The organism is Candidatus Nanopelagicus abundans (genome assembly GCF_002288305.1).
GTDB classification, from domain to species: Bacteria; Actinomycetota; Actinomycetes; order Nanopelagicales; family Nanopelagicaceae; genus Nanopelagicus; species Nanopelagicus abundans.
In genome coordinates this window covers 166,056-190,735 of the sequence record NZ_CP016779.1, presented here as the reverse complement: position 1 = coordinate 190,735, position 24,680 = coordinate 166,056, and the positions used below count along the sequence as shown (strand labels likewise).

At 38.6% G+C, this 24,680-nt stretch carries 26 protein-coding genes; 10 read left to right on the top strand and 16 right to left on the bottom strand.

Going from position 1 to position 24,680, the window contains the following annotated elements:
• From B1sIIB91_RS01005 to B1sIIB91_RS00975, 7 genes are all read right to left on the bottom strand, one after another.
• The gene (locus B1sIIB91_RS01005; RefSeq protein WP_095687785.1) at positions 1 to 1,107 is read right to left on the bottom strand and encodes a S1C family serine protease; all 1,107 of its coding nucleotides are present in this window, start codon (positions 1,105 to 1,107) and stop codon (positions 1 to 3) included.
• On the bottom strand, positions 1,108 to 1,749 hold the full coding sequence (locus tag B1sIIB91_RS01000; RefSeq protein ID WP_223298609.1) for an O-methyltransferase: 642 nt from the start codon (positions 1,747 to 1,749) through the stop codon (positions 1,108 to 1,110).
• The gene (locus B1sIIB91_RS00995; RefSeq protein WP_095687783.1) at positions 1,746 to 3,239 is read right to left on the bottom strand and encodes a leucyl aminopeptidase family protein; all 1,494 of its coding nucleotides are present in this window, start codon (positions 3,237 to 3,239) and stop codon (positions 1,746 to 1,748) included. Before B1sIIB91_RS00995 ends, B1sIIB91_RS01000 begins: the two co-directional genes overlap by 4 nt.
• Positions 3,240 to 3,266: 27 nt before the next feature.
• Positions 3,267 to 3,446, bottom strand: a complete 180-nt coding sequence (locus tag B1sIIB91_RS00990; RefSeq protein ID WP_009612632.1) for a DUF3117 domain-containing protein — start codon at positions 3,444 to 3,446, stop codon at positions 3,267 to 3,269.
• A gap of 92 nt (positions 3,447 to 3,538) precedes the next feature.
• Positions 3,539 to 3,736 (bottom strand): RNA polymerase sigma factor, encoded by a 198-nt coding sequence (locus B1sIIB91_RS00985; RefSeq protein WP_095687782.1) that lies wholly within the window; start codon positions 3,734 to 3,736, stop codon positions 3,539 to 3,541.
• 37 nt (positions 3,737 to 3,773) lie between these two features.
• Entirely contained in the window at positions 3,774 to 4,235 is a 462-nt protein-coding gene (locus B1sIIB91_RS00980; RefSeq protein ID WP_095687781.1) for an SRPBCC family protein, read from the bottom strand.
• The gene (locus tag B1sIIB91_RS00975; RefSeq protein ID WP_095687780.1) at positions 4,232 to 4,768 is read right to left on the bottom strand and encodes an LOG family protein; all 537 of its coding nucleotides are present in this window, start codon (positions 4,766 to 4,768) and stop codon (positions 4,232 to 4,234) included. Before B1sIIB91_RS00975 ends, B1sIIB91_RS00980 begins: the two co-directional genes overlap by 4 nt.
• Positions 4,769 to 4,812: 44 nt before the next feature.
• On the opposite strand from B1sIIB91_RS00975, the gene dapD reads away from it, so the two are divergent.
• Complete coding sequence (dapD, locus tag B1sIIB91_RS00970) at positions 4,813 to 5,745, top strand: 2,3,4,5-tetrahydropyridine-2,6-dicarboxylate N-succinyltransferase (protein WP_095687779.1); 933 nt, start codon at positions 4,813 to 4,815, stop codon at positions 5,743 to 5,745.
• Here the strand turns inward: dapD and B1sIIB91_RS00965 are convergent.
• Positions 5,742 to 6,716 carry a glycosyltransferase family 2 protein gene (locus B1sIIB91_RS00965; RefSeq protein WP_095687778.1) on the bottom strand — a complete coding sequence of 325 codons (975 nt, stop codon included), beginning with the start codon at positions 6,714 to 6,716 and terminating at the stop codon, positions 5,742 to 5,744. The two genes, dapD and B1sIIB91_RS00965, sit on opposite strands and share 4 nt — an antisense overlap.
• Before the next feature lie 59 nt (positions 6,717 to 6,775).
• Here B1sIIB91_RS00965 and B1sIIB91_RS00960 point away from each other — a divergent pair, with 59 nt between their 5' ends.
• The 3 genes from B1sIIB91_RS00960 to B1sIIB91_RS00950 are packed head-to-tail and all read left to right on the top strand — an operon-like array spanning position 6,776 to position 9,607.
• Positions 6,776 to 7,876 carry an LCP family protein gene (locus B1sIIB91_RS00960; RefSeq protein WP_095687777.1) on the top strand — a complete coding sequence of 367 codons (1,101 nt, stop codon included), beginning with the start codon at positions 6,776 to 6,778 and terminating at the stop codon, positions 7,874 to 7,876.
• Between the two features lie 29 nt (positions 7,877 to 7,905).
• On the top strand, positions 7,906 to 9,222 hold the full coding sequence (locus B1sIIB91_RS00955; RefSeq protein ID WP_095687776.1) for a UDP-glucose dehydrogenase family protein: 1,317 nt from the start codon (positions 7,906 to 7,908) through the stop codon (positions 9,220 to 9,222).
• Positions 9,215 to 9,607 carry a CoA-binding protein gene (locus tag B1sIIB91_RS00950; RefSeq protein ID WP_095687775.1) on the top strand — a complete coding sequence of 131 codons (393 nt, stop codon included), beginning with the start codon at positions 9,215 to 9,217 and terminating at the stop codon, positions 9,605 to 9,607. The genes B1sIIB91_RS00955 and B1sIIB91_RS00950 overlap by 8 nt, the downstream gene beginning before the upstream one ends.
• On the opposite strand, the gene B1sIIB91_RS00945 is transcribed toward B1sIIB91_RS00950, so the two are convergent.
• Positions 9,608 to 10,429, bottom strand: a complete 822-nt coding sequence (locus B1sIIB91_RS00945; protein WP_095687774.1) for a 5-(carboxyamino)imidazole ribonucleotide synthase — start codon at positions 10,427 to 10,429, stop codon at positions 9,608 to 9,610.
• 20 nt (positions 10,430 to 10,449) lie between these two features.
• Between B1sIIB91_RS00945 and B1sIIB91_RS00940 the strand changes: the two genes are divergently transcribed.
• The 6 genes from B1sIIB91_RS00940 to B1sIIB91_RS00915 are packed head-to-tail and all read left to right on the top strand — an operon-like array spanning position 10,450 to position 16,723.
• Entirely contained in the window at positions 10,450 to 11,049 is a 600-nt protein-coding gene (locus B1sIIB91_RS00940; protein ID WP_095687773.1) for a Maf family protein, read from the top strand.
• A gap of 21 nt (positions 11,050 to 11,070) precedes the next feature.
• A complete protein-coding gene (locus B1sIIB91_RS00935; protein ID WP_095687772.1) occupies positions 11,071 to 11,880 on the top strand; it encodes a purine-nucleoside phosphorylase in 810 nt (269 codons plus the stop codon).
• Positions 11,877 to 13,490 carry a phospho-sugar mutase gene (locus B1sIIB91_RS00930; protein WP_095687771.1) on the top strand — a complete coding sequence of 538 codons (1,614 nt, stop codon included), beginning with the start codon at positions 11,877 to 11,879 and terminating at the stop codon, positions 13,488 to 13,490. Before B1sIIB91_RS00935 ends, B1sIIB91_RS00930 begins: the two co-directional genes overlap by 4 nt.
• Positions 13,487 to 14,422 (top strand): deoxyribose-phosphate aldolase, encoded by a 936-nt coding sequence (gene deoC / locus B1sIIB91_RS00925; RefSeq protein ID WP_095687770.1) that lies wholly within the window; start codon positions 13,487 to 13,489, stop codon positions 14,420 to 14,422. The genes B1sIIB91_RS00930 and deoC overlap by 4 nt, the downstream gene beginning before the upstream one ends.
• 7 nt (positions 14,423 to 14,429) lie before the next feature.
• Positions 14,430 to 15,884 carry an aldehyde dehydrogenase family protein gene (locus B1sIIB91_RS00920; protein ID WP_095687769.1) on the top strand — a complete coding sequence of 485 codons (1,455 nt, stop codon included), beginning with the start codon at positions 14,430 to 14,432 and terminating at the stop codon, positions 15,882 to 15,884.
• Positions 15,881 to 16,723, top strand: a complete 843-nt coding sequence (locus B1sIIB91_RS00915) for an aldehyde dehydrogenase family protein (RefSeq protein ID WP_095687768.1) — start codon at positions 15,881 to 15,883, stop codon at positions 16,721 to 16,723. Before B1sIIB91_RS00920 ends, B1sIIB91_RS00915 begins: the two co-directional genes overlap by 4 nt.
• Before the next feature lies 1 nt (position 16,724).
• Here the strand turns inward: B1sIIB91_RS00915 and B1sIIB91_RS00910 are convergent, their stop codons facing one another.
• The 7 genes from B1sIIB91_RS00910 to B1sIIB91_RS00880 all read right to left on the bottom strand — a co-directional run bounded on the left by B1sIIB91_RS00910 (position 16,725) and on the right by B1sIIB91_RS00880 (position 24,555).
• Positions 16,725 to 17,819 (bottom strand): adenosine deaminase, encoded by a 1,095-nt coding sequence (locus B1sIIB91_RS00910; protein WP_095687767.1) that lies wholly within the window; start codon positions 17,817 to 17,819, stop codon positions 16,725 to 16,727.
• Positions 17,820 to 19,115, bottom strand: a complete 1,296-nt coding sequence (locus tag B1sIIB91_RS00905; protein WP_095687766.1) for a thymidine phosphorylase — start codon at positions 19,113 to 19,115, stop codon at positions 17,820 to 17,822.
• On the bottom strand, positions 19,112 to 19,498 hold the full coding sequence (locus tag B1sIIB91_RS00900) for a cytidine deaminase (protein ID WP_018227268.1): 387 nt from the start codon (positions 19,496 to 19,498) through the stop codon (positions 19,112 to 19,114). The genes B1sIIB91_RS00905 and B1sIIB91_RS00900 overlap by 4 nt, the downstream gene beginning before the upstream one ends.
• 25 nt (positions 19,499 to 19,523) lie before the next feature.
• Positions 19,524 to 20,783: an ABC transporter permease gene (locus B1sIIB91_RS00895; RefSeq protein ID WP_095687765.1), complete on the bottom strand. Its 1,260-nt coding sequence runs from the start codon at positions 20,781 to 20,783 to the stop codon at positions 19,524 to 19,526.
• Complete coding sequence (locus tag B1sIIB91_RS00890) at positions 20,780 to 21,952, bottom strand: ABC transporter permease (RefSeq protein ID WP_095687764.1); 1,173 nt, start codon at positions 21,950 to 21,952, stop codon at positions 20,780 to 20,782. The genes B1sIIB91_RS00895 and B1sIIB91_RS00890 overlap by 4 nt, the downstream gene beginning before the upstream one ends.
• On the bottom strand, positions 21,952 to 23,445 hold the full coding sequence (locus B1sIIB91_RS00885) for an ABC transporter ATP-binding protein (RefSeq protein WP_095687763.1): 1,494 nt from the start codon (positions 23,443 to 23,445) through the stop codon (positions 21,952 to 21,954). The genes B1sIIB91_RS00890 and B1sIIB91_RS00885 overlap by 1 nt, the downstream gene beginning before the upstream one ends.
• A 69-nt stretch (positions 23,446 to 23,514) precedes the next feature.
• Positions 23,515 to 24,555 (bottom strand): BMP family lipoprotein, encoded by a 1,041-nt coding sequence (locus B1sIIB91_RS00880; protein ID WP_095687762.1) that lies wholly within the window; start codon positions 24,553 to 24,555, stop codon positions 23,515 to 23,517.
• Positions 24,556 to 24,680: the final 125 nt, after the last annotated feature.

The following is a 24,680-nucleotide window of genomic DNA, read 5'->3' as shown; positions in this document are numbered from 1 at the left end:
CTACTTTGATCCTGCAAGGGTTACTACTACCTCACGAGTTACGTTGTTTCTACTATATTCAACTTTAACTTTATCACCAATATTTTTACTTCTAATTACTACTATTAACTCATCTGAATTATCAATAGATTTTCCATCTAATTTAGTAATTACATCGCCAGCTTTTAACCCAGCTTTTGCTGCTGGACCGCCTGCAGTAATACCTGCTCCTTGATTTGAAATTAATGCACCATTTCCAGTAAAACTTGTGTCAACAGTAATGCCCATGATCGGATAAGTAGCAGATCCAGTTTTAATTAATTGTTCAGCAGTTTTCTTAGCTTGATTAATTGGAATTGCAAACCCTAATCCAATTGATCCGGGTGAGTTTCCATACCCAAGGGTTGCTATTGCTGAATTAACTCCAACTACAGCCCCGGTTATATCAACTAGTGGACCTCCTGAGTTTCCAGGATTAATTGCAGCATCGGTTTGCAATGCATTAATAAATGAACTCTCTCCAGAACTATCGCCAGTAGTAACTGCTCTATTTTTTGCACTTATTATTCCTGATGTGACAGTTCCTGATAAACCAAGTGGAGAACCAATCGCAATTACTGTATCCCCGACTAAAATGCTATCGCTATTACCTAATTGTAGAGTTGGCGCAGAAGTTACATCTATTTTTAAAACAGCTAAATCATATGAGGCATCTCTACCAATTAATTTTGCAGGGTATTTCTTACCATTCGATAATTCAACTGTAATTTTTCCAAGAGTAGATGATTTTACAACATGATTATTTGTTAAAATAAATCCATCACTATCTAGAAAAAAACCAGACCCAGATGAAGAATTAATAGATATTGATACAACTGCAGGAATGACTCGAGCAGCAAGTGCTGCTATTGAATCTGGTGCTCGCTCAACAATGTTTTTTGTATCCACTAAATTTGCGCCAATATTTGTTGAAGAACTGCGTCCAACCATTGCTCCGATTGCACCTGCGATAAGTGCGATTACAACTGCAATAACTATAAAATTAGAATTGCTCTTGGTTTGGACTACCCGGACTTGCTTTACTTCATCACTTGGCAGCCACCATGGGGTATTTGATGGTTGATTCATTTAAGGAAGTTTATTAGCAACTAATAGGCCTGCGCCAATTGGAATCACTGTGGCCAGCCAGCGCTCATCCTCTTTTATAACCTTAATTACATCTCGGCGAGAAATGCTCTCAGGATCGCGTTGGGTTGAATCAGCAACTTTTCCGCCACTTAACACTTGGTCAATAATTAATAAGCCATTTGGCTTAAGTAATCGGTATGACTCCGCAACCATGTCAAATAGGTCAAGAGCTGGACGAATAACTACTAATTCATATGAGTTATCAGCAAGTTTTCCGACAACCTCAATTAATTTTCCAGTAATTATTCGATACTTAGTTGAAGTAATACCTGCCTCTTCAAAAATATTTCGAGCAATTTTTGAATGCTCACGTTCAGAATCTATTGTGGTTAGAACGCCATCAATAGGCATTCCTTGCAAGAGCCATAATCCGCCAACACCAGAACCAGTACCTATTTCAACTACTGATTTAGAATTTATTAATTTAGTTGCAAACTTTAGAAAGTTTCCTACTCCAGCACTTGGATCTGGTGCTGCAATTTCTAGGCCATTGGATCTTGCTTGTTGCATAAAATAATCTTCGTGCGCAAATTGTTCAGAAAATGCATTCATGTCACCGCGTGGTGATATGCCCTCGTTCAAAATGAAGCCAACCACTCGATAAGTAATCTTGCACCAAATCCAGTTCCACCTTTAATATTTTCACCAGCATCTGTTTCAGATCTACCGCTACCGGCAATATCTAAGTGCACCCAAGTACGTTCTCCCACAAATTTCTCCAAAAATAAAGCTGCAGTTACTGATCCGGCTGAGAAGCCAAACTTATCGGCTAGGTGGTTAAAATCTGCGATATCACTATCTAACGCCACCGCATAATCATCTAAAAGTGGCATATGCCAAACCTTTTCTCCTACTTTATTTCCTAATTCATGCAGTTTTTTTGCAAGTGGAATTTTTCGGGTATACATCGCAGCATATTGCCGGCCGAGTCCTAAGCTGGCAGCACCAGTGAGCGTTGCTACATCAACTAAGTAATCTGGGTCTAACTCTAAATCGGCATATGCAAGCCCATCTGCTAAAACTAGGCGACCTTCTGCATCAGTATTTAGTATTTCAACTGTTGTGCCACCAAATTGTTTAATCACATCTGATGGACGCGCAGAAGTTGCAGATAAAGCATTCTCTGCTGCCATTAAAAGTGCGGTAACTTTTACTTTTGGTTTAATTTTTGCCATTGCAACTGTTGCAGAAAGAACTGCAGCAGCTCCAGCCATATCACTTTTCATAGCCGTCATACTTTCGTATGGTCTTTTAAGTGAAACACCACCAGTATCAAAGGTAATTCCTTTACCAACTAATACAACATGAGGCCAGCTACTTGAACCTTTTGGTGCGTATGAAACCTGAATTAATCTAGGTCCAGGATTAGGCGATGAATTTCCTATTGCAATAAGTCCACCGAAATCTTTTAATGCTCGACCAGATTTAACTGAGATTGAAAGACTTGAACTTTTAGTCGCTGAAACCATCGCGGTGGCTTGCTTTGCTAGCCACTCAGGATTTTTAATATTTGATGGGGTATGGATTAAATCACGTGCCTGCCAAACTGCGGTTGCCATTATTTGTGCACGCTCAATCTCTTCTTCAAAATCACCGTAGATTACAAACTCTGGTTTTTTATCTTTTGGTTCACTTTTTAACGTGTATTGGTAATTTGAAAGTATAAATGAAATTGCCTGGTTAACTATTTGCTCTTTATTATTTGATAAAGCAGACAAAAGCGTTACGTTATTTCCTTTAATCCTGCGTCCAAGTGATGTGGAAGCTTTGCGTATATCTTCATTATTAGATTCGCCAACGCCAACTAAATAAATTCGCTTTAAGTTTTCACTACTTATTGGTACCTCAATAATCTCACCAGCTTTGGCAGTAAAATCAGGCCAATTAGCTAGCTCAATATTTAAATCTAATTTCGTAAACTCAACTAAGGCTGTTATAAATCTACTTTTGATTATTTGGATTTCATCACTTGGAAAAACTGGAACAGCAACAGCAGAAAATGGAGAGAAATCTAATTCATCTTCAGCTAAGTAACTAAGTTTTGGATAAGGATCTATGAGTTTATTGAACATAACCCGGCTTAAAGTTAGGTCAGTCGATTACTTTTTAACTAATGCAACCGCTGCTTGTAAGACATTTCCTAAGTTGGTTGCTTCCTCAACGTTTAATTCAACAACTAATCTGCCGCCACCTTCTAGTGGGATGCGCATGACCATAGAGCGAGCCTCTTTGGTGACCTCCATAGGGCCATCACCAGTTCTTGGTTTCATCGCTGCCATTTAACTCTCCCCTGCCAAATTTCAATCAAAGCATTGCTAGAGGCGTAATTATCCCTTAATTCCCTGTGGGTGGGAAATCCATATAAATACCCTTATGAAATCAACCTAATTAGGCGCGATCTACCTGATGCAATAACCGTTATCACTGCTCGCTCTGGCACTCCAAGTTTTTTTGCTATTTCTGCTGCACTGATCATTTTTACTAAATGTAATGTCAAAATAAGTCGCTCTTCCTCTGGCAGAGTATTGATCAACTCAGCAATCGTCTTGCCGCCATCTTTAGAGGTCATAAGTAAAGTTTACTCAGTTCAACCAATACTTTTAGGCTTAAGCGGAAAGTTGCCTAGCAAATCTGTGAAGTGAGAGCCAAACTCCCAGTAATAAGAGTGGTTTCATGAAAATTAAAACATAAGTTGGCGCAATTAACTCCTCTTGCCAGTGGAAAACTGTGCGGTTACGTTTTCTCTTTAATTCAAATTTGCCCGTTCCACGAATCACTCTGCCGATATGTACAACTTCACAAAATAATGGAGGCTTCCACTTTGTGACCTCCATAGTGTCTAAAATACCTAAACGAAGTTTTGGATAAAGCTTTGGAAATAATCCAGTAAATGCAAAAACTAATACTCCTTTACCATTTTTAACCGTCTTATCTTGATCAAGCTCAGACCAAACCTTTGTCTGCAGCATCCAATTACTTTGACTGTTCCAGTCAACTAATAATTTCCAAACCGTTTCAACTGGTTTATTTATCTCTACAGTTAATGAAAGATGTGATAATTTTTTCATTTTATTCTTATTGCATCTAAGGTTGAAGGAATATCTTTGCACCAGCTAACTAACTCTGCTTGGCCAGTTTTCATAAAATTATGTTCAGCAAGGTGATCGAGCGCGGTTCTTAGTGGATCATAAAATCCAACTGGATCACATACTGCAATTGGCTTACTATGAAACTTAAGATAACTACCTACCCAGATTTCAAAAAATTCTTCTAATGTTCCAATTCCACCTGGAAGGGCAATAAACGCATCTGAAAGATCTTCAATTTTTGCTTTACGAGTTCGCATATCGCTAACAACATGCATTTGGGTTGCATCTTTATCTTCAAATTCAAGTTTGATAAGTGGTTGGGGTATCACACCAATAGTCGCAGCTCCTTTTGATCTTGCGCCCTTTGCAACTGCTCCCATCATTGAAGCCTTTCCACCACCCCAAACAAGATCCCAACCTTGTTCACCAATTGCTTCACCAATTGCGAATGCCAAATCAAGAGAGCTTTTTGGAATATCTGGAGCAGATGAGCAGAAAACAGATACGCGCATCTAATTAGTCTATTACCTAACGCCTATTTTGATACCGTTGCCTAATGAGCAGTAGTCAAAACTTGGCATATGGCGTTGGAGTTGCTACCCAAACAGAATCTGGGCAAACTCTTGATTGTCATTTTCATTCAATAGGTCTGGGAAGTAAGCCAGCAAATAAAGAAGGTGAGACTCTTAGCCTTCAGCAAGATAGTGATTTAATTAGAAAAGTTAAGAAGATTCCAGTTGATATAGGTATTGAACTATCAGTTGCACCTAAAGATGTGGCAGATGTTTATTTAAGGCTTCATTTACTCTCACATAGACTGGTTAAGCCACATGGTATAAATCTTGATAACATTTTTACAATATTGCCAAATGTAGTTTGGACCTCCGTTGGTGCCTGTGAAATAAATACTTTTGATCAAGTTAGGTTAGCGCTGCAAAATAAATATGGAAATCTAACTGTTTATTCTGTTGATAAGTTTCCAAGAATGATTGATTACGTTATCCCAGAAGGAGTAAGAATTGCAGATGGTGACCGTGTGCGACTAGGAGCATATCTTTCAGCTGGTACAACTGTTATGCATGAGGGCTTTGTTAACTTCAATGCTGGCACTTTAGGAAAATCAATGGTCGAAGGAAGAATTAGTTCTGGCGTAGTAGTAGGTGATGGCAGTGATATTGGTGGTGGTGCATCCATTATGGGAACACTTAGTGGGGGCGGTAAAGAGGTAATCTCGATTGGAGAGCGCACACTTCTTGGTGCTAACTCTGGTGCTGGAATTAGTTTAGGTGATGACTGTGTTATTGAAGCCGGAGTTTATATAACTGCTGGATCAAAAATACTACTTCCTGATGGAAAAATTGTTAAAGCAAAAGAGTTAAGTGGAGCAAATAATCTACTCTTTAGGCGCAACTCACAAAGTGGTGCATTAGAAGTGGTTCCTAAAAGTGGTAGTTGGAGTGGATTAAACTCTGTATTGCATAATAACTAACTTTTTAAAAGATTTTTAGGCGAAGTAATAAATCCGATTCCCCAAGATATATGCATTGTTACTAAAACTATTGGCATTAGCAGGCGATCGATAAATTTTTTAGCAATTACTACCCCACCGATCACTACGAGGGAAAGATATATCAGCGGTGGAATTAGAAATATAGGACTAATTAATATTGATAGTAAGAAAGAGAACAAATTAGCTATGACTGTAAAAGGTGGAGCAAGGTAGCGAAAATTAACAGTCCTGCTGTGTTGTCTTGATATAACTCTGCGCCAGCGCCCATATTGAAAATATTGCTTTGCTAGTTTAGATAGTGTATTTCGTGGTCGGTAAGTCACTAACAATCTTGGGTCAAACCAAATTAACCCACCTTGTTTTCGTAGGCGGTGGTTTAGCTCCCAGTCTTGCGCCCTGATATATCTTTCATCAAAGCCACCAGCTGCTATGACTGCAGATTTCTTAAATGTTCCTAGATAAACCGTATCTGATTCACCTGCACTACCTCCGGTATGAAACTTTGACGGGCCAACACCAAGCTTTGATCGCATTGCAATTGCAATAGTGCGCTGCAACCCAGTCTCACTATCGGCATACATTAAGCCGCCAACATTGACCGCACCTTGCTTAATCATAATTTCTACCGCAGTCTTAATATACCTACTTGAAATCTCAGAATGCCCATCTATTCGGCAAATAACTTCATAAATTGATTTAGCAATCGCAAGATTTAATCCAGTTGCAGTTTGTCCAGATGGATTATTAACTAATTTAATTCGAGAATCTAATTTGGCTAGTTCTGTAGCTATTTCTGTAGTTCTATCCTTTGATGGCCCAAGAGCTAAAATTATTTCAATATTTCCTGAATACTCCTGCTTAAGAATTGCTGAGATGCAATTACTTAAATCCCGTTCCTCATTGAGAATTGGCAAGATTACTGAGACGGAAGGAAGTGATAAATCATTCATAACCCCTCCAGCCAATATTTGAGCGCAGTATTTCCCTGCCCATAATCTAGGATAAGAAGATGAAATCTGCTCGAAGTGTGCGAATCTTAACTGGCATTTCGGTGACAGTTTTAGCTATATCCGCAATTAGTGCGCTGGCGTTTGGAACAGTTAACGCCTCTATAAATAAAATTGATGCTTTTGCCGGTCTAGATAAACGGCCAGATAAAAAATCAACTGCAGTTAATTACTTATTAGTTGGATCTGACACTAGAGAGGGTTTAACTAAAGCTGAGCTAAAAGCGCTCAGAGTTGGATCAGTTGCTACCGCTGCTGGTAAGAGATCAGACACAATGCTATTGGTACATATTTCTAAGGCAAGAGATAAAGCGATAATAATTTCAATTCCTAGAGATTCATTTGCATTAATACCACAACATACTAAACCCTCTGGCAAAGTAAGCCCGGCGGTACATTCAAAAATTAATTCATCTTTTAATTGGGGTGGTGCACCTCTATTGATTCAAACACTTGAGGAAATGACCCAGTTAAAAATAGATCACTATATTGAGATGAACTTTGTTGGTTTTGCTAGAGTTGTTGACTCACTAGGTGGAATTGAAGTTTGTACAAAGAAAGATATTGATGACCCAAAGAGTCACCTAGTTCTAGAAGCTGGCGTTCATACCTTAAACGGTATCGAGGCACTGAAATATGTTAGAACGCGAGAATTTGATGGCATGGGAGATATTGGCAGAATGCAAAGACAACAAGCATTCATGTCATCAATTCTAAAGAAGGCAACAAGTGCTGGAGTATTACTAAACCCAATTACTATGACTAGTTTTATTAACTCATCACTTTCAGCTGTTACAACTGATGAAGGATTAAAAAACTCAGATTTGATTACTCTAGCTAAACAAATGAAATCTCTTGCAACATCTAATGTTAGAACATTAACTGTCCCACTTTCAGATTTAAATTATTATTCAAATGGCGTTACTGCTTCAGTGCTTTGGGATCCAGTACTAGCGCCAGAGCTTTGGCAGCGATTACGTGAAGATAGAGCTGTAGTTGATGAGGTAATACCATCACCTTCACCGTCTTCAACTGCTGCACCAAAGGTTGAAATAATTGATAAATTTAAAACTCGAACTGCTGAAGATAATATCTGTCGATAATTAACTAATATTTAGATAGGCTCACCTATATGGCATTAAAACTCTCAGTAATTGGCACTGGATATCTTGGTGCCACACATGCTGCTTGTATGTCTAGTCTTGGTTTTGAGGTTATTGGCTTCGATACCGAAGTGAGCAAGATCGAATTACTATCAAAAGGTAAGGTACCTTTTTATGAGCCAGGTCTTGAGGAATTATTATCTGAGCAAATTAGGTCAGGTCGATTAAGTTTTACTACAAATATTAATGACTTAGCAGATTGTGATGTTCATTTTATTTGTGTCGGTACTCCACAAGTTAAAGGCGGAAATGCAGCTGATTTAACATATGTTAATTCGGCCTTAGAATCAATTGCAAAATTAGTTAAGGCTGGTGGATTAGTTGTTGGTAAATCAACTGTGCCAGTCGGTACTGCTACAAGGTTGAGAAGTAAGTTAATTGAATTAAATCCAAAAGCTGATTTAGCATGGAACCCAGAATTTTTACGTGAAGGTTTTGCTGTTGAAGACACTTTAAAGCCAAATAGATTAGTAGTTGGAGTAGTAAGCGATAGCGCGGAAAAGATTTTAAAAGAGGTATACGCATCAAATTTAAAAGAGAATACGCCTTGGGTAAGAGCTGATTTACCAACATCTGAGTTAGTTAAAGTTGCTGCTAACTCATTTTTAGCAACCAAGATTTCATTTATAAACGCGATGGCCGAGATATGTGAAGCAGCAGATGGTGATGTAACAGTTCTAGCTAAAGCTATTGGTTATGACCCAAGAATTGGTAGCAGATTCTTACAAGCAGGTATTGGCTTCGGTGGTGGTTGCCTGCCTAAAGATATTCGTGCGTTTATGGCTAGGGCAGAAGAACTAGGTGCTAAACAAGCAGTTGAATTTCTTAAAGAGATTGATGCAATTAATTTACGCGCTAGACAAAGAATTATTGAATTGGTGCGTAAAGATTTATCAGATAATTTACAAGGAAAAAAAGTTGCAATTTTAGGTGCTGCATTTAAACCTGATAGTGATGATGTCCGTGACTCACCAGCACTTGATATTGCAGTGCAAATTCAAGCAGCTGGGGCAATAGTTACTGTGCATGATCCAAAAGCTATTACAAATGCACAAAAGCGCTTTCCGGTTCTAAATTTTTCTACTGAAATTAATGACACATTAAAGGATGCGGAAATTGTTCTTCATTTGACCGAATGGAAAATTTACCGAGATATTGATCCAGTAAAGGTTAAATCATTAGTAAAAAATGCAATTATGATCGATGGTCGAAATGCCCTTGATAGGCAGTTATGGAGAAGTGCTGGTTGGAAATTTAGAGCATTAGGACGCTCTAATAATGAGTAGTCAAATTGATCAACTACTTAACCTAAAAACTTGGGCGATAGTTGGCCTAAGTAATAATAAAGAACGTGCTGCTTTTGGTGTAGCAAAGGTACTAATTGAAAAGGGACACACAATTATTCCAGTACACCCAAAAGCAGAGACTGTTCATGGCCAAACTGGTTACGCAAAATTATCTGATATTCCAGTACCAGTTGACGTTGTAGATGTATTCATAAACTCTGATCTTGCTGGAGATATAGTTGATGAGGCGATTGAAATAGGAGCAAAAGGAGTTTGGTTACAATTAGATGTTATAGATGCTGCAGCGATAGCACGTGCGCAGGAAGCTGGAATATTGGCGGTTATGAATCATTGCCCAGCTATTGAGTATAAAAAACGTATTTAGTTACTCATTTATTTCGCCACTGTAATACTGCTGGGTGTGAATCACTTCAGTTAATAAATCTTCTAAATTATCACCAGTAATTCCAACTTCTTTACTTACCTGATTAAATTTAAGCTCTGGGTTACGAGCCATTAGGTGTAAATATGGACGATAATCATCACTTGTTGGATCAGAAGATAATTTTCCAGTAAGTATGAATTGAGAATTTATATCAGTGCTTCCAAGTGGAAGATCTAACACTGCACGCAAATTCTGTTCATAAAAATTAGTCTTTGAACCAATTTGGCTCCAGTATCCAGAGTTTGGTGCTAACCAATTAACATCTAGTAGTTTCTTATAATCGTTCGCATCAACTAATAGTTCAACAGCGCCAATTAGCCCAATTTCATCAGCTAATTTAAGAGCAGATAATTGAATATCTTGTGATTGCTCAAAGTTCATACCAGGTGCTGGTGTAATTGTTAAATTATCTGTAATTAAGGTAATTGACCAAGTGGATACCTGAAGATGTGCTGACCTTGCGACTAAAATAGATAGACGCTCACCATTATTCTTACTAGTACTTATTTTTTGAAATTGTTCTAGAGTATTTGTAGATGGATAAATCTTTATTCCTGCTTTTTCAACTGTCTTAATTGAGGCCGGTGAGATTATTTTTGGATCAACGTAGATAAGATCACAGCCTTGAGAAAATTCGATTAGCTCCTCAACTGAACACTTCTCAGATATAAAGTTAACTTTTATCCCTAGTTTTAGCGCTTCAAACTCGTAAATTCCCCGTACTTGGTGACTAGCGATAATGCCAACAGTTGGGAATGTCATGTAATAAGGTTACCCGCATAATGATCGAATTAATTCTCGCCTCATCCTCACCATCGCGGTTGCGTCTGTTGGAAAGTGCTGGAATTAAGCCAACTGTATTAGTAAGTGGGGTAGATGAAGAAGGAGAAGAGTTTGACTCACTATCACCTTCTGAATTAGTTATAGCACTTGCAATTCTTAAAGCACATACTGTTAAAGATAAAGCTCCAGATAATTCAATTATTCTTGGGTGTGATTCTACATTTGAGTTTGAAGGTAAATCACTTGGTAAGCCAGGTAATAGGGAAAATGCAATCACTAGGTGTAAGCAACTAAGTGGAAAATCTGGTTACCTTCATACTGGACATTGCTTAATTGATTTAAAGCAAGGAATTGAATTAAGTGAGAGATCAACTGCAAAAGTTGAGTTTGCGCAAATGAGTGATGCAGAAATATTAGATTACGTTGATTCAGGTGAGCCTTTAAATGTGGCAGGTGGCTTTACATTAGATGGTCTAAGTGCACCATTTATTACAAATATTGAAGGTGACCCTAGTGGGATTATTGGCTTATCCCTACCTTTATTACGCAAGATGATTATAACTCTTGGATATAGCTGGCCTGAGTTAAAAAATAAGTAATATTTAGGATAAGTTTCTCACATGAGCAAACTTTATAAAGACCCAATCGGTACTGCAGAAAAAGCAGCGAAAGAGATTGCAAAAATAACTGGCCAAAAAAAGCATGATGTTGCTCTAGTAATGGGATCTGGTTGGATTTCTGCTGCTGATGCATTAGGAAAGCCAGCTCATGAATTTGCTATAACTGATCTGCCAGGGTTTCCAGAACCAACAGTTAAAGGTCATGGCGGAAAAATAAGATCATATAAATTAGCTAACTCTGTAAATGCTCTTGTTTTTTTAGGTAGAACTCATTTTTATGAGGGGTTAGGTATGGAGCCAGTGGCACATGCGGTCAGAACTGCAGTTAAGGCTGGATGTAGAACTATTGTTTTAACAAACGCATGTGGTGGAATAAATACTGATTATAAAGTGGGGCAACCAGTACTAATTAGAGACCACATATCTCTTACCGCCGCATCGCCTCTAATTGGTGCAGATTTTGTTGACTTAACAGATTTGTATAGCAAAAAACTTCGTGAAATCGTAAAGGCTGAGGACCCATCCTTAGCTGAGGGTGTTTATGTCCACTGGCGCGGACCATCATATGAAACTCCTGCTGAAATTAAGATGATGCGCACAATGGGAGCAGATCTAGTTGGTATGTCAACGGTGCCAGAGGCAATTGCTGCTCATGCACTTGGTGCACAGATTCTTGCAATTTCTTTAGTGACTAATGCTGCTGCAGGTGTAACTGGTGAGAAGTTAAACCATGCAGAAGTTATTGCAGCTGGAAAGGCTGCTGCAGACAGGATGGGTAATCTTTTAGCAAAGGTATTGCCTAAGTTGTGATCTCAGATCAACTAAGAAGTGAAGTGCAAGATTGGATCAAAAACGATCCAGATACGGGTACGGCAGAACAGTTAAGTAAGTGGTTATCTGAAGGTAATGAACTTGAATTAAATCGTTGCTTTAATGGCTTTCTACAATTTGGCACCGCAGGATTACGAGGTCCAATATCTCCTGGTCCCTCCGGTATGAATAGAGCAGTTGTTAGTCGAACCGCAGCAGCAATAGCTTCTTTTATGAAAGAGAATAACTTAACAACTGTGGTTATTGGCAGAGATGCCCGACATAGATCAGTTGATTTTGCTAAAGATAGTGCAGAAATTTTCGCTGGCGCTGGTATAAAAACTTACCTATTCCCACAAGAAATACCAACTCCAGTATTAGCTTTTGCCGTTAATAAATTAAATGCAAATGTTGGAATTATGGTTACAGCAAGCCATAATCCAGCCACGGATAATGGCTATAAAGTTTATTTAGGTGCAAGTATTAGTGGAGTTAAATATCGTGGATCACAAATTACTTCTCCTATCGATAGGGAAATATCTAATCTAATTGCGAAGGCAGATTTATCGCCTAAAAGGTCATCAAAATATGAAGTAGTTAATGAAGAAATTACTTCTGACTACATTTCAGCTACAGCAAAACTTGCAACTACCGCCAATAATCTTAAAATTGTTTACACCGCACTCCACGGTGTCGGTATGAAAACTTTAGTTAATGTGTTTGAAAAAGCTAAGTTTTCTAAACCAATACTTGTTTCTGAGCAGGCTCTACCAGATCCAAATTTTCCAACTACTCCTTTTCCAAATCCAGAAGAGAGTGGAGTAATGGATTTAGCAATTAAATATGCCAAAAAGCATGATGCAGATCTAGTGATTGCCAACGACCCAGATGCAGATAGATGTGCAGTTGCAATTAGTGATGAATCTCAGAACTGGCGAATGTTACGTGGTGATGAGGTTGGTGCAATTCTTGGTAAGTACCTGATTGAAAGCGGAAAACTTACAGGTAAGTCAGTATCTAACTCACTTGTTTCTTCTACGCTCCTCTCAAAAATTGCGCAAAAACATGGAATTAGATTCGAAGAAACTCTTACAGGATTTAAATGGATATCAAAAGTTTCAAATCTTGGTTATGGGTATGAAGAAGCAATAGGTTATTGTGTTGACCCTGAGATTGTAAATGATAAAGACGGCATAAGCGCTGCGTTATTAATTGCTCAATTAGCTGGTGAATTAAAAGTTAAATCAAGTTCACTTAGCGACTATTTGCAAAGTATCGGTGAAGAATTTGGCTTTCATGAAACTGATCAAATCTCAATTAGATTTAGTGATGTAACTGAAATCGATAATTTACTCTCTAGGATAAGTAATAATCCACCAGATCAACTTGCAGGTCTTGCGCTAGAAACAATAGAGGACTTAAGTAAAGCGGAAAAAATGCAAACAACTGGAATTCGTATGAAGTATCAAAATAATGTAAGAGTAATAATTAGACCGAGTGGAACTGAGCCTAAGTTAAAATGCTACATAGAGGTTGTCTGCGATACTAAAAAAGAAGCCATATCGTTGATCTCGCAAATTAAGCAGGCTTTGACTAAAGTACTCTCATGATTATCGATGGTAGCGAGAGCTCACTTAAAAAGTTTCTATCTGACTTGCCACCTGTTGATCAAGTTGGTGCAGATTCAAGAGCAGCCATGCTTGCGACAAGAAGTATTAAAACCACAAGTAAAGCTTGGGCGATTGATTTGGCAATAAGTATGGTTGATTTAACAACACTTGAAGGTGCTGATTCTGCTGGAAAAGTTAAAGCTCTTTGCGCAAAAGCAGTTAGACCAGATCCTACAGATTTAGCTGTGCCATCAGTTGGGGCAATTTGTGTATACAACGACATGGTTAAAATAGCGCGTACGGAATTAAATTCGATTGGTGGTAAAGATATAGCAGTTGCTGCTGTTGCTACTGCTTTCCCATCAGGACGAGCCTCAATAGCGGTTAAAAAACTTGATACCCAAGATGCAATTGATGCTGGGGCTAATGAAATTGATATGGTAATTGATCGTGGTGCATTTCTTTCAGGTCGAATTGGTGAAGTATTTGAAGAGATTAAAATAATTAAGCAATTATGTGGTGATCAAGCACATCTTAAAGTAATTTTAGAAACTGGTGAATTAGTTACATATGACAATGTCAGGAAAGCTTCCTACCTTGCGATGTTAGCCGGTGCTGATTTCATTAAAACTAGTACCGGTAAGGTTGCACCAGCCGCCACCGCACCAGTTGTATTGGTAATGCTTGAGGCAGTGCGTGATTACTTTGCTCTTACTGGGAAAAAAATTGGTGTTAAACCAGCAGGTGGAATTAGAACAACAAAAGATGCAATTAAGCAGCTGGTTCTAGTCAATGAGACGGCTGGACCACAGTGGCTTAATCCTGCTCTATTTAGAATTGGCGCAAGTGCGCTATTAAATGACTTGCTGATGCAGCGAATGAAGCTACGTACTGGGCACTACGCTAGTGCCAATTACGTAACAATGGATTAGGTGGGTTATGAGCAGCTTTGAATACGCAAATGCACCTGAATCGAAAGCCATTGCAAATATTGCAACCTCATATGGTTTATTTATTGGCGGAAAATTTGTAGAGCCTAAGAAGGGTAAAAGTTTTAACACAATTAACCCAGCAACTGAAGAAATCCTTTCAAAAGTTGGATATGCCGATAAATTAGATATTGACTTAGCTGTTAAAAGTGCAAGGACAGCTTTTACTAAGGTTTGGTCCAAGATGCCAGCAAAAGAGCGTGGTAAATACCTTTACCGCATTGCTCGCATTCTGCAAGAGAGAGCACGCGAATTCGCAGTTGTTGAAACCTTAGATAATGGAAAACCAATTAGAGAATCACGAGATACAGATATTCCACTTGCGGCTGCACACTTTTTTTTCCATGCTGGTTGGGCAGATAAATTAGATTATGCCGGCCTTGGTAGTAAACCAAAGCCAGTAGGTGTGGTTGGCCAAATAATTCCTTGGAACTTTCCACTACTTATGCTTGCTTGGAAGATAGCTCCGGCACTTGCTGCCGGTAATACAGTTGTTTTAAAACCAGCAGAAACAACACCATTGACAGCATTATTATTTGCTCAAGTTTGCCAACAAGCAGGATTACCAGATGGTGTGGTGAATATTGTTACCGGAGATGGCATAACTGGTGCTGCCTTAGTTAATCACTCTGATATTAATAAAATAGCTTTTACTGGTTCTACCGAAGTTGGTAAAGCAATTGCTAGATCAATTTCTAACACAAAGAAAAGTGCGACGCTAGAACTAGGTGGAAAGGCAGCTAATCTTGTCTTTGATGATGCTGCAATTGATGAAGCAATAGAAGGAATAGTTAATGGGATTTTCTTTAATCAGGGGCATGTTTGCTGCGCAGGTTCAAGATTATTAGTTCAAGAGAATGTCGCTGATGAAGTTTTAGAAAAACTTAAAAAGAGAATGAGTTTAATTAGAGTTGGTGATCCAATGGATAAAAACACCGATTTAGGAGCAATTAACTCAGCAGAACAATTAAAAAGAATTCAGGATATTTCAAATACGGGAGATGCTGAAGGTGCTAGTAGATGGTCACCTGATTGCAAATTACCAAGTAAGGGTTTTTGGTATCCACCAACAATATTTACTGGAGTATCGCAATCTCACCGAATTGCTAGGGATGAAATATTTGGTCCTGTTTTATCAGTTTTAACATTTAGAACTCCTGCTGAAGGTATCGAGAAAGCAAATAACACAATGTATGGATTATCTGCTGGAGTTTGGAGTGATAAAGGTTCTAAAATTTTGTGGGCTGCAAAGCAATTAAAAGCCGGAGTTATTTGGAGTAATACTTTTAACAAATTTGATCCAGCTAGTCCATTTGGTGGTTATAAAGAGTCTGGTTGGGGACGTGAAGGTGGTCGCCATGGTCTTGCTGGTTATCTAACATCGCAAGTGAAGGAAAGTAAATGAGCCGTATAGATATAAATAAGACATATAAATTATTTATTGGTGGCGCATTCCCAAGAAGTGAATCTGGTCGTGTGTATGAAATTAAGGGAAATAATAAGAAATTTATTGCCAATCCTGCACTAGCCTCTCGAAAAGATTTACGAGATGCTGTTGTAGCAGCAAAGGCTGCGCATTCTGGATGGGCTAATGCAACTGCATTTAATCGTGGACAAATCTTGTATCGCGTTGCTGAAATTATGCAGGGACGAAGTGATCAATTCATTGATGAGATCTGTGCTTTAGAAGGGGTAACTACTAAAGTAGCAAAAGTACAAGTAGAAGAAGCAATTGATACCTGGGTTTGGTACTCAGGCTGGTGTGACAAGTTATCATCAGTTTCTGGTTCACTAAACCAAGTATCAGGTCCGTTTTATAACTTTACAACACCAGAAGCATTAGGTGTGGTTGCAATATTTGCAGAAAATAAACCATCATTACTTGGAGTAGTTAGGACACTAGCTCCAGTAATTGCTAGTGGTAACTCTGCAGTTTTAATTGCTAGCGAAAGTTATCCACTACCTGCAATTACTTTGAGTGAAGTACTGGCAACTAGTGATTTACCTGGCGGAGTTGTAAATATACTTACTGGGAAAATTGCTGAGTTAGCGCCATGGGTTGGTTCACATATGGAAATAGATGGAGTAGATGTTGCCGGCCTTAGTAAAAAGCAAGAAGAGGAATTAAAACTAGTTGGCGCAGATAATCTAAAACGAATATTTAGATTTAGTCCTACTAATCACCCGGAACGAATTCTTAGTTTTATGGAACAAAAAACCGTTTGGCATCCAATCGGACTTTAATTTATTCAGCAGATATTGCTGCGTATGCTGGTTTTACAATTTTTTCAATAATCTCAAGCCGCTCTTCAAATGGAATAAATGAGCTTTTAAGTGAATTTATAGTCACTCGTTGCAGATCTGCAAACTTCCAGTCAAATGATTTAACGCACTGAGTCATCTCATTAGTCATCGATGTATTGCTCATTAGTCGATTATCGGTATTAAGTGTTACGCGAAAGCGAAGCTTTGCTAATTGCCCAATTGGGTGCTGTGCGTATGTTTTAGCTGCGCCTGTTTGTAAATTTGAGGTTGGGCAAAGCTCCAGTGGAATTCGTCGATCTCGAATATAAGAAGCAAGTGGACCTAGTTTTGGTGTACTACCTGAGAAATCAATATCATCAATAATACGAACTCCATGTCCGATTCTTTCAGCGCCACAAATTTGTATCGCCTCCCAAATCGATGGTAATCCATAAGCCTCTCCAGCATGAATAGTAAAGTGAGCATTTTCTTTTCTTAAATATTCAAAAGTATCTAATTGTTTAGTTGGTGGAAAACCATCTTCTGGACCGGCAATATCAAAACCAACTACGCCCTTATTTCGATATTTAACAACAGATTCAGCTGTCTGTTGTGATTTATCATTTTGCCTAAGTCCACAAAGTAAAGATTCAACCCTTATTTTTTTCCCCTCTTTTGCAGCCTCAGCTACTCCTTGTTTATAACCTTCAGTAGTCGCCTCAATTACCTGATCAAAGGTTAAACCTTGTTCTATAAATAACTCGGGCGCTCCCCTGACTTCAGCGTAAACAACACCATCTCTTGCTAAATCAATTGCACACTCACGTGCTACCTGAATTATTGCTTCCTTTGTTTGCATGACCGCAACTGTGTGTGCGAAAGTTTCAAGATAACGAACGAGTGAATGTGAGTTGCAAGCTTCCTCAAACCAAATTGCCAATTTTTCTGGGTCTTGAGTTGGTAGTTTTTTATAACCAATTTTTTGTGATAGTTCAATAATCGTTTGCGGGCGCAAGCCACCATCTAGATGATCATGTAATAAAGCTTTTGGAACTCGCTTAATTTGTTCATCTGTTGGCATACTAATTAGTGACACTTAACCCTCAATTCTTTCAATAACCAATGGTAATCGCTTAATTGGATCATCTACGCCACCAATAGAAAAGGCACCTACTAAAGCTTCTTTGGCTCGATCAAATCTTGCTGATTCATCACTATGTAGAGTTAAAATTTTTTGTCCTGTTTTAACTATGTCACCGGGTTTTGCATGAATTTCAATTCCAGCACCAAGTTGTAGGACTTCACCCTGCTTTTGCCTACCTGCTCCTAATCGCCAAGCAGATATACCAACCTTAAGTGCATCAAGAGTTAATAGTTTTCCAGATGAATCAGCCTTGATCTCTATTTTTTCTTTTGCAACAGGAAGAGGAGCATCATTATCTCCACCTTGTGCTTTAATCATTTTACGCCAAACATCCATAGCCATTCCATTTTTTAATGCATCAGCTGGTGATACTTTTGGCTTAATCCCAACTGCATCAAGCATTTCATTAGCAAGTAAAAGTGTTAGCTCAACAACATCACTTGGTCCACCTCCTGCTAATACCTCAAGAGTTTCCCTTATTTCTAATGAATTTCCAGCAGTTAGCCCCAGTGGTACATCCATTGCAGTTACTAATGCTCTAGTGCTTACACCTGCTCTTTTTCCTAAATCCACCATAGTTCTAGCAAGTAATGCAGCATCTTTTGGATCACTCATGAAGGCGCCAGAGCCAGTCTTTACATCAAGTACTAACGCACTTGTTCCCTCGGCAATTTTCTTACTCATAATTGAGGATGCAATTAATGGAATTGCTTCTACAGTCCCAGTTACATCACGTAAGGCGTAAAGTTTCTTATCAGCTGGGGCAAGCCCAGCACCTGCTGCGCAAATTACTGCCCCGCACTCTTGAATTACTTTTAGCATCTCATTATTACTAAGTGATGCTTTCCAGCCTTTTATTGATTCTAATTTATCTAACGTACCGCCAGTATGACCAAGGCCGCGGCCTGAGAGTTGAGGAACAGCTGCACCACATGCAGCAACTAATGGCGCAAGTGGTAACGTAATTTTATCTCCCACACCACCAGTTGAGTGTTTATCAACGGTTGGACGATCAAGCATTGACCAGCTCATTTTCTCGCCACTTGCAATCATGGCATCAGTCCAACGAGATATTTCTCGGCTATTCATTCCATTAAGCAAAATTGCCATCAATAAGGCTGACATTTGTTCATCAGCAATTACACCGCGCGTGTATGCATCTACTACCCAGTCAATTTGTTCATCACTTAAATCGTGTTTGTCTCGTTTTGCTGAAATTATTTCAACTACTGTAAATCTTTCACTCATTTAAGATCCTCTGGGCCAAAGGCCCAAGGAAGTAATTCTGAAAATGGTTTGGCACCCTGCGGAGTCATGAATAACATTTCATTACCACCGTGTTCGAAAAGTAATTGGCGACATCTTCCACATGGTGATAGATAATCACCATTACCATCTACGCAAACAACCGCAATTAAGCGCCCGCCACCTGTTGCAGTAAGTGAAGAAACTAATCCACATTCAGCGCATAACCCAACGCCGTAACTAGCGTTTTCACTATTGCAACCAACCACAATGCGGCCATCTGATACTAGGCCAGCTACGCCAACTTTAAATTTTGAATAGGGTGCATATGCATTTTTCATTACATCTTTAGCAGCAGTATGGAGTTGATCCCAATTAATATTCATGGGGTAATTGTCCTACGAAAATGGATTATTTAATACCGCGGGTATACGCAATACCATCTGCGGCAGGTGCTCGAACTCGTCCAACTAATCCAGAAACAGCAATAATTGTTGCTATATAAGGAATCATTAACATGAACTCTGAAGGTATTGGTACCCCAGCAATTGATAAATTACTTTGAAGGCTATTTGTAAATCCAAAGAATAAAGCAGCGACGATCGCACCCTTAGGACTCCACTTTCCAAAAATTAGGCAAGCAAGAGCAATAAAGCCAGCACCGGCTGTCATTGATTGAGAAAACATTCCGACTGCACCGATTGTAAATACTGCGCCACCAATTCCAGCCACCGCGCCAGCTAGTAGCACATTTTGGAACCTTAATTTATTTACATCTATTCCAACGCTATCTGCGGCAACTGGTAACTCTCCTACAGCGCGTGTTCGAAGCCCCCACTTTGACTTAAATAATGCCAATTGAATCACTGTGACTATCAAATACATAAAATAAACAATTATGGTTTGATTAAATAATATTGGCCCAATAATTGGAATCTTAGATAAAATTGGAATTTGAATTGCTGAAAAACTTCCAGCGACATTCCAAGTACTTTCATAAGGAACGAGTAATACTGTATAAAAAAAGTTTGTAAGTCCTAATACCAATACATTAATAACAAACCCTAAAATAACTTGATCTACCTGAAACTTTATTGAGAAATAAGCAAGTATCCACGAAACCGCAGCTCCAGCTATTGGGGCTGAAATTAATCCCCAAATTATATTTTGAGACAAACTTGCAACAACTGCAGAAATAAAGGCAGCAAATAATAATTGACCTTCAATAGCAATATTTATAACTCCAGATTTTTCACAAAGTAAACCCGCCATTGAGCCAAAAATTAGTGGGACTGAAAGCAGAACTGCTGCTTGAAGCAGTCCTGTAAGCGGTATGAATTTTCCAGCAGCAGCCCAACATAGAAAAGCCATAATCGAACCAAAGCCAAATAAAAAACTTCCTATAGATAACTTTTTATCTCTAATAAACTGAGTGTAAGAAAAAACGATTCCAATCAATGAAATAACCAGAAATATCATTACCCCTGATTTAGAGCCAACTTTCCACTCACTTATTAGCTTCCATTCATCGCCTAGATAGAAGCCAAAAACAACAGGCTCGACTCTCGTTGAAGAGATATAAAAAACAATTGAAAAAAGAACAAAAAGTAGTGCCATAGCGATAATGCCATTTTGTCTTCGCTTTTGTAAAGCGTTTAACTGTCTTTTCATCCGTTCCAACCTTTTGCAGCCATAGATTTACTATCAACGCTTTTTTTCAACCTGAATATCTTCTTAAGTAGTGCTGGAGCTGCAATAAATAAAACTATTAATGCTTGGATTACTTGAATAATTTCAGAGGACGTTCCTGTATTTGAAAGTAAAGTTCTACCACCGGTTTGCAGCGCACCAAATAAAAAGGCTCCAAATAATGTACCTAAAGGAGTTGCTTGACCTAGCAAGGCAACGGTAATTGCATCAAATCCTATGCTTCCTGCAACACCGGCTGTCAGTGCATACTCTGTACCAATTAAATGTACCGCACCACCTAATCCTGCTATTCCGCCACATATAAACATAGTTACTGTAGTAACTAATGGCACTGAAATACCAGCAGTTTTAGCAGCGTTTGCATTCGCGCCTACTGCTCTAAATTTGAATCCTAAAGTGCTTCTATTTAGTAACCACCAAACAAAATATGTTACAACAAGAGCAATAAAGACACCAAGATGCAACCTAAGATCTGCGCCTAATAATTTTGGAAGCCTGGCGCTTGGATTTACATCAGGAGCTATTGGATCAAACCTTTCTGGTCGTAAAAAAATCGAAGTTTTTAGCAGCCATAAAATAAATAATGCAGCCACATAATTGAGCATGATGGTAACAATTACTTCATGAGCACCAGTTTTAGCTTTTAAGAGTCCAACAATTCCGCCAAATAACCCACCAAATATTATTCCGACAATTAAAACTAATGGCACATGAATTAAAGGAGGCAGATCAAAAGTAAATCCAACATAGGAGGCCCCAATTGCTCCGAAAATAAACTGTCCTTGCGCACCAATATTAAATAATCCTGACCTAAAGGCTAATGCAACAGCTAGTCCAGCAAAAACTAACGGGATTGAAGTGACAATGGTTTCAGATAATGGGTAAAAGCCTCGGACAACTCCGGACTCCCTAGCTAAATTAACATCATAAATTGAACCTTGGAATATAGCTAAGTAAGAATTACCAATTCTGGCCGCTGCTGATGTTAAAAATTTTCCAGGTGAATTTAACTGAGCCATAATTATTGGGTCAGAAATTACGATAATAATTCCACCAATAAAGAATGCAAAAATAAATGAAAGAGTTGGTAGTAACGTAATACGGCGAACTGTGCTTAAAAATTGCTTCACTATTTGATTCCAGCCATCATTAGACCTAGTTTTTCTCTCGAAACATCTGGCCCAACTTCACCAACTATTTCACCTTTGTAAATGACAGCGATTCGGTCGGCTAGTTCAAGTACTTCATCTAATTCACTACTTATCAATAGAATTGCACGATTTGCTGAACGTTCACTTAATAATTTTTCATAAACAAACTCAATTGATCCAACATCTAAACCTCGCGTTGGTTGAGAAGCAACCACCAATTTAACATCCCTTGACAGCTCTCTTGCCAGCACAACTTTTTGCTTATTTCCGCCAGAGAGTGCTGACACATTTTCAAAAATACTTTGAGTTCTAATATCAAATTCTTTGACTAATTTTGTTGAATTTTGATTAATGTATTCATTATTTAATTGTCCTTTTTTGGCTACCGGAGCTAGGTCATGTACATCTAAAATTAAATTTTCTGCGATACTAAAAGTTCCGATTAAACCATCAAGTTCACGTGACTCAGGAATATAGGCAATTCCTTTACGCAGGGAATCCTGAACTGTTAGACCTAAAATTTCCTGTTCATCTAATTTAATTGAGCCCTGAACATGATCTTCTAAATTTAAAATTGCTCTAGTCAGTTCTGATTGGCCATTTCCTTGAACACCAGCAATTGCCAGTATTTCACCTGCTTTTACCTGTAATGAAAGTGAGTTGATTATTTTTCTGCCTAAAGAGTTTGCAACATTTAATTTGTTTACATCTAAAATAACTCTACCTGGCTTTATTTCGCTCTTATTTGGCGCCAAGTCAACTTGTCGCCCAACCATCATGCTGGCCAGATCCTCCTGAGAAGTATCTGGTGATGTAGTGCCAACCACTTTACCTAATCGAATAATGGTGATTTTATCTGCCACATCTTTAACTTCTCGCAGCTTATGAGTAATAAATATTATTGAAGTGCCTTTTTTCTTTAAGGTCCGCATTATATTTAAAAGTTCATCAGTCTCTTGTGGCGTTAGCACCGCTGTTGGTTCATCTAATATCAGTACTTTTGCATCATAAATTAAAGCTTTAATGATCTCAACCCGCTGTTGAACGCCAACTGGTAAATCTTCAATTAAAGCATCTGGGTCTATATCAAACTTAAATTCATCGGCTAAGGCTTTAATTTTTTTCTTTACTTCATCTAAAGTTAAAAACACTCCCCTAGATTCTTCTCGCCCAAGTGCAATATTTTCAGCCACTGTAAAGACTGGAATCAACATGAAGTGCTGATGAACCATACCAATTCCATACCTAAGGGCATCTGCTGGCTCATTAATAATTACTTCTTTATCCTCAACAAAAATCTTTCCAGAATCAGCTTTTGCTAAGCCATAAACTATGTTCATTAATGTTGATTTACCGGCGCCATTTTCACCAAGGATTGCATGGATTTCACCGCGAGCTACTTTTAAATCAATAGAATCATTGGCAACTAAAGATCCAAATTTTTTCGTAATCGCCTTAAGTTCTATCGACATTTTTCCTCTAACTTTTTTAAATTAAAAACTGGGTAGGTTAAAATTAACCTACCCAGCAATTTATATTTATTACTCTACTGAATTTAGAGCAATAATGTTTCCTGAAGCGATATCCTTTGAAAGCTTAGCAATTTCAGCTTTAAGGCTTGCTGAGACTTTGTTGTTCCAAGCAGGAGTAAGTGCAATGGATACACCTTTGTTAGCCATTGTTCCCACATACATATTGCTTGAGAACTTACCATCGTAAGCTTCCTTTACGGTAGCAAGTACACCTTCACCTAGCCCCTTAACAACTGAAACTGGAACTACATTTGCATATTGAGCACCAGTATTCATAACTTTTGCATCTACCCAAATAACATTAGATTTCTTAGTCTTTTGGCTATTTGCAGCTGTTGTTGCTTGCATTCCACCGGCAACTGGGAAGATGAAATCTGCTCCCTGTTGCTCTAATGAGATAGAGGTTTGAAGTGCTTTAGTTGTGTCATCAAAACCACCTAGGAAAGTTCCAGTCTTAGTCTCTGTGTTCCAACCTAATACCTGAACATTCTTGTTCTTCATTAGATTGTAGTGAGCTACACCGTTTGCAAAACCTTCCATAAATATTGTTACTGTCGGAATTGGAATTCCGCCGTAAGTTCCGACCTTGCCAGTCTTGCTTAGAGCTGCTGCCATATATCCAACAATGAATGAGTTCTCATCGGTCTTGTAGGTAATTGCCTTAACGTTATTACCTAAGCCCCAGCCGTCAACGAAACCAAACTTAACACTTGGGTTGGCCTTAGCTGCTACTGCAATTGCATCGCCTAGTAAGAATCCAACTCCAACAATTAATGTACATTTTTCAGCAATCATTTTATTGATATTTGGAGCATAATCAGCATTTGATTTTGCAGGCCAATATTTAATTGACGATGCATAACCCTTGCTAAGTGCCATCTTCGCACCGTCGTATGAGCTTTGGTTAAATGACTTATCGTTGATGCCTGCGGTATCTAGCGCAACGCAGACTTTTTGCTTAGTAGCACCGTGTGCGGCTGGGGTAACTGCAACAGATGTAACTAATGAAGTAGCTGCAATAGCTACTACGAGTTTGATTGATTTTTTCAAAATCCCTCCCAAGGACTAGTACCCAAAATATCTGGGATTGTGGTAGTCGCACCCTATCGGTAAGGCAGATTTCCTAACAGAAACGCTCGAAATCTTTGATTACGATTTGTTTAGAATCACTTCAA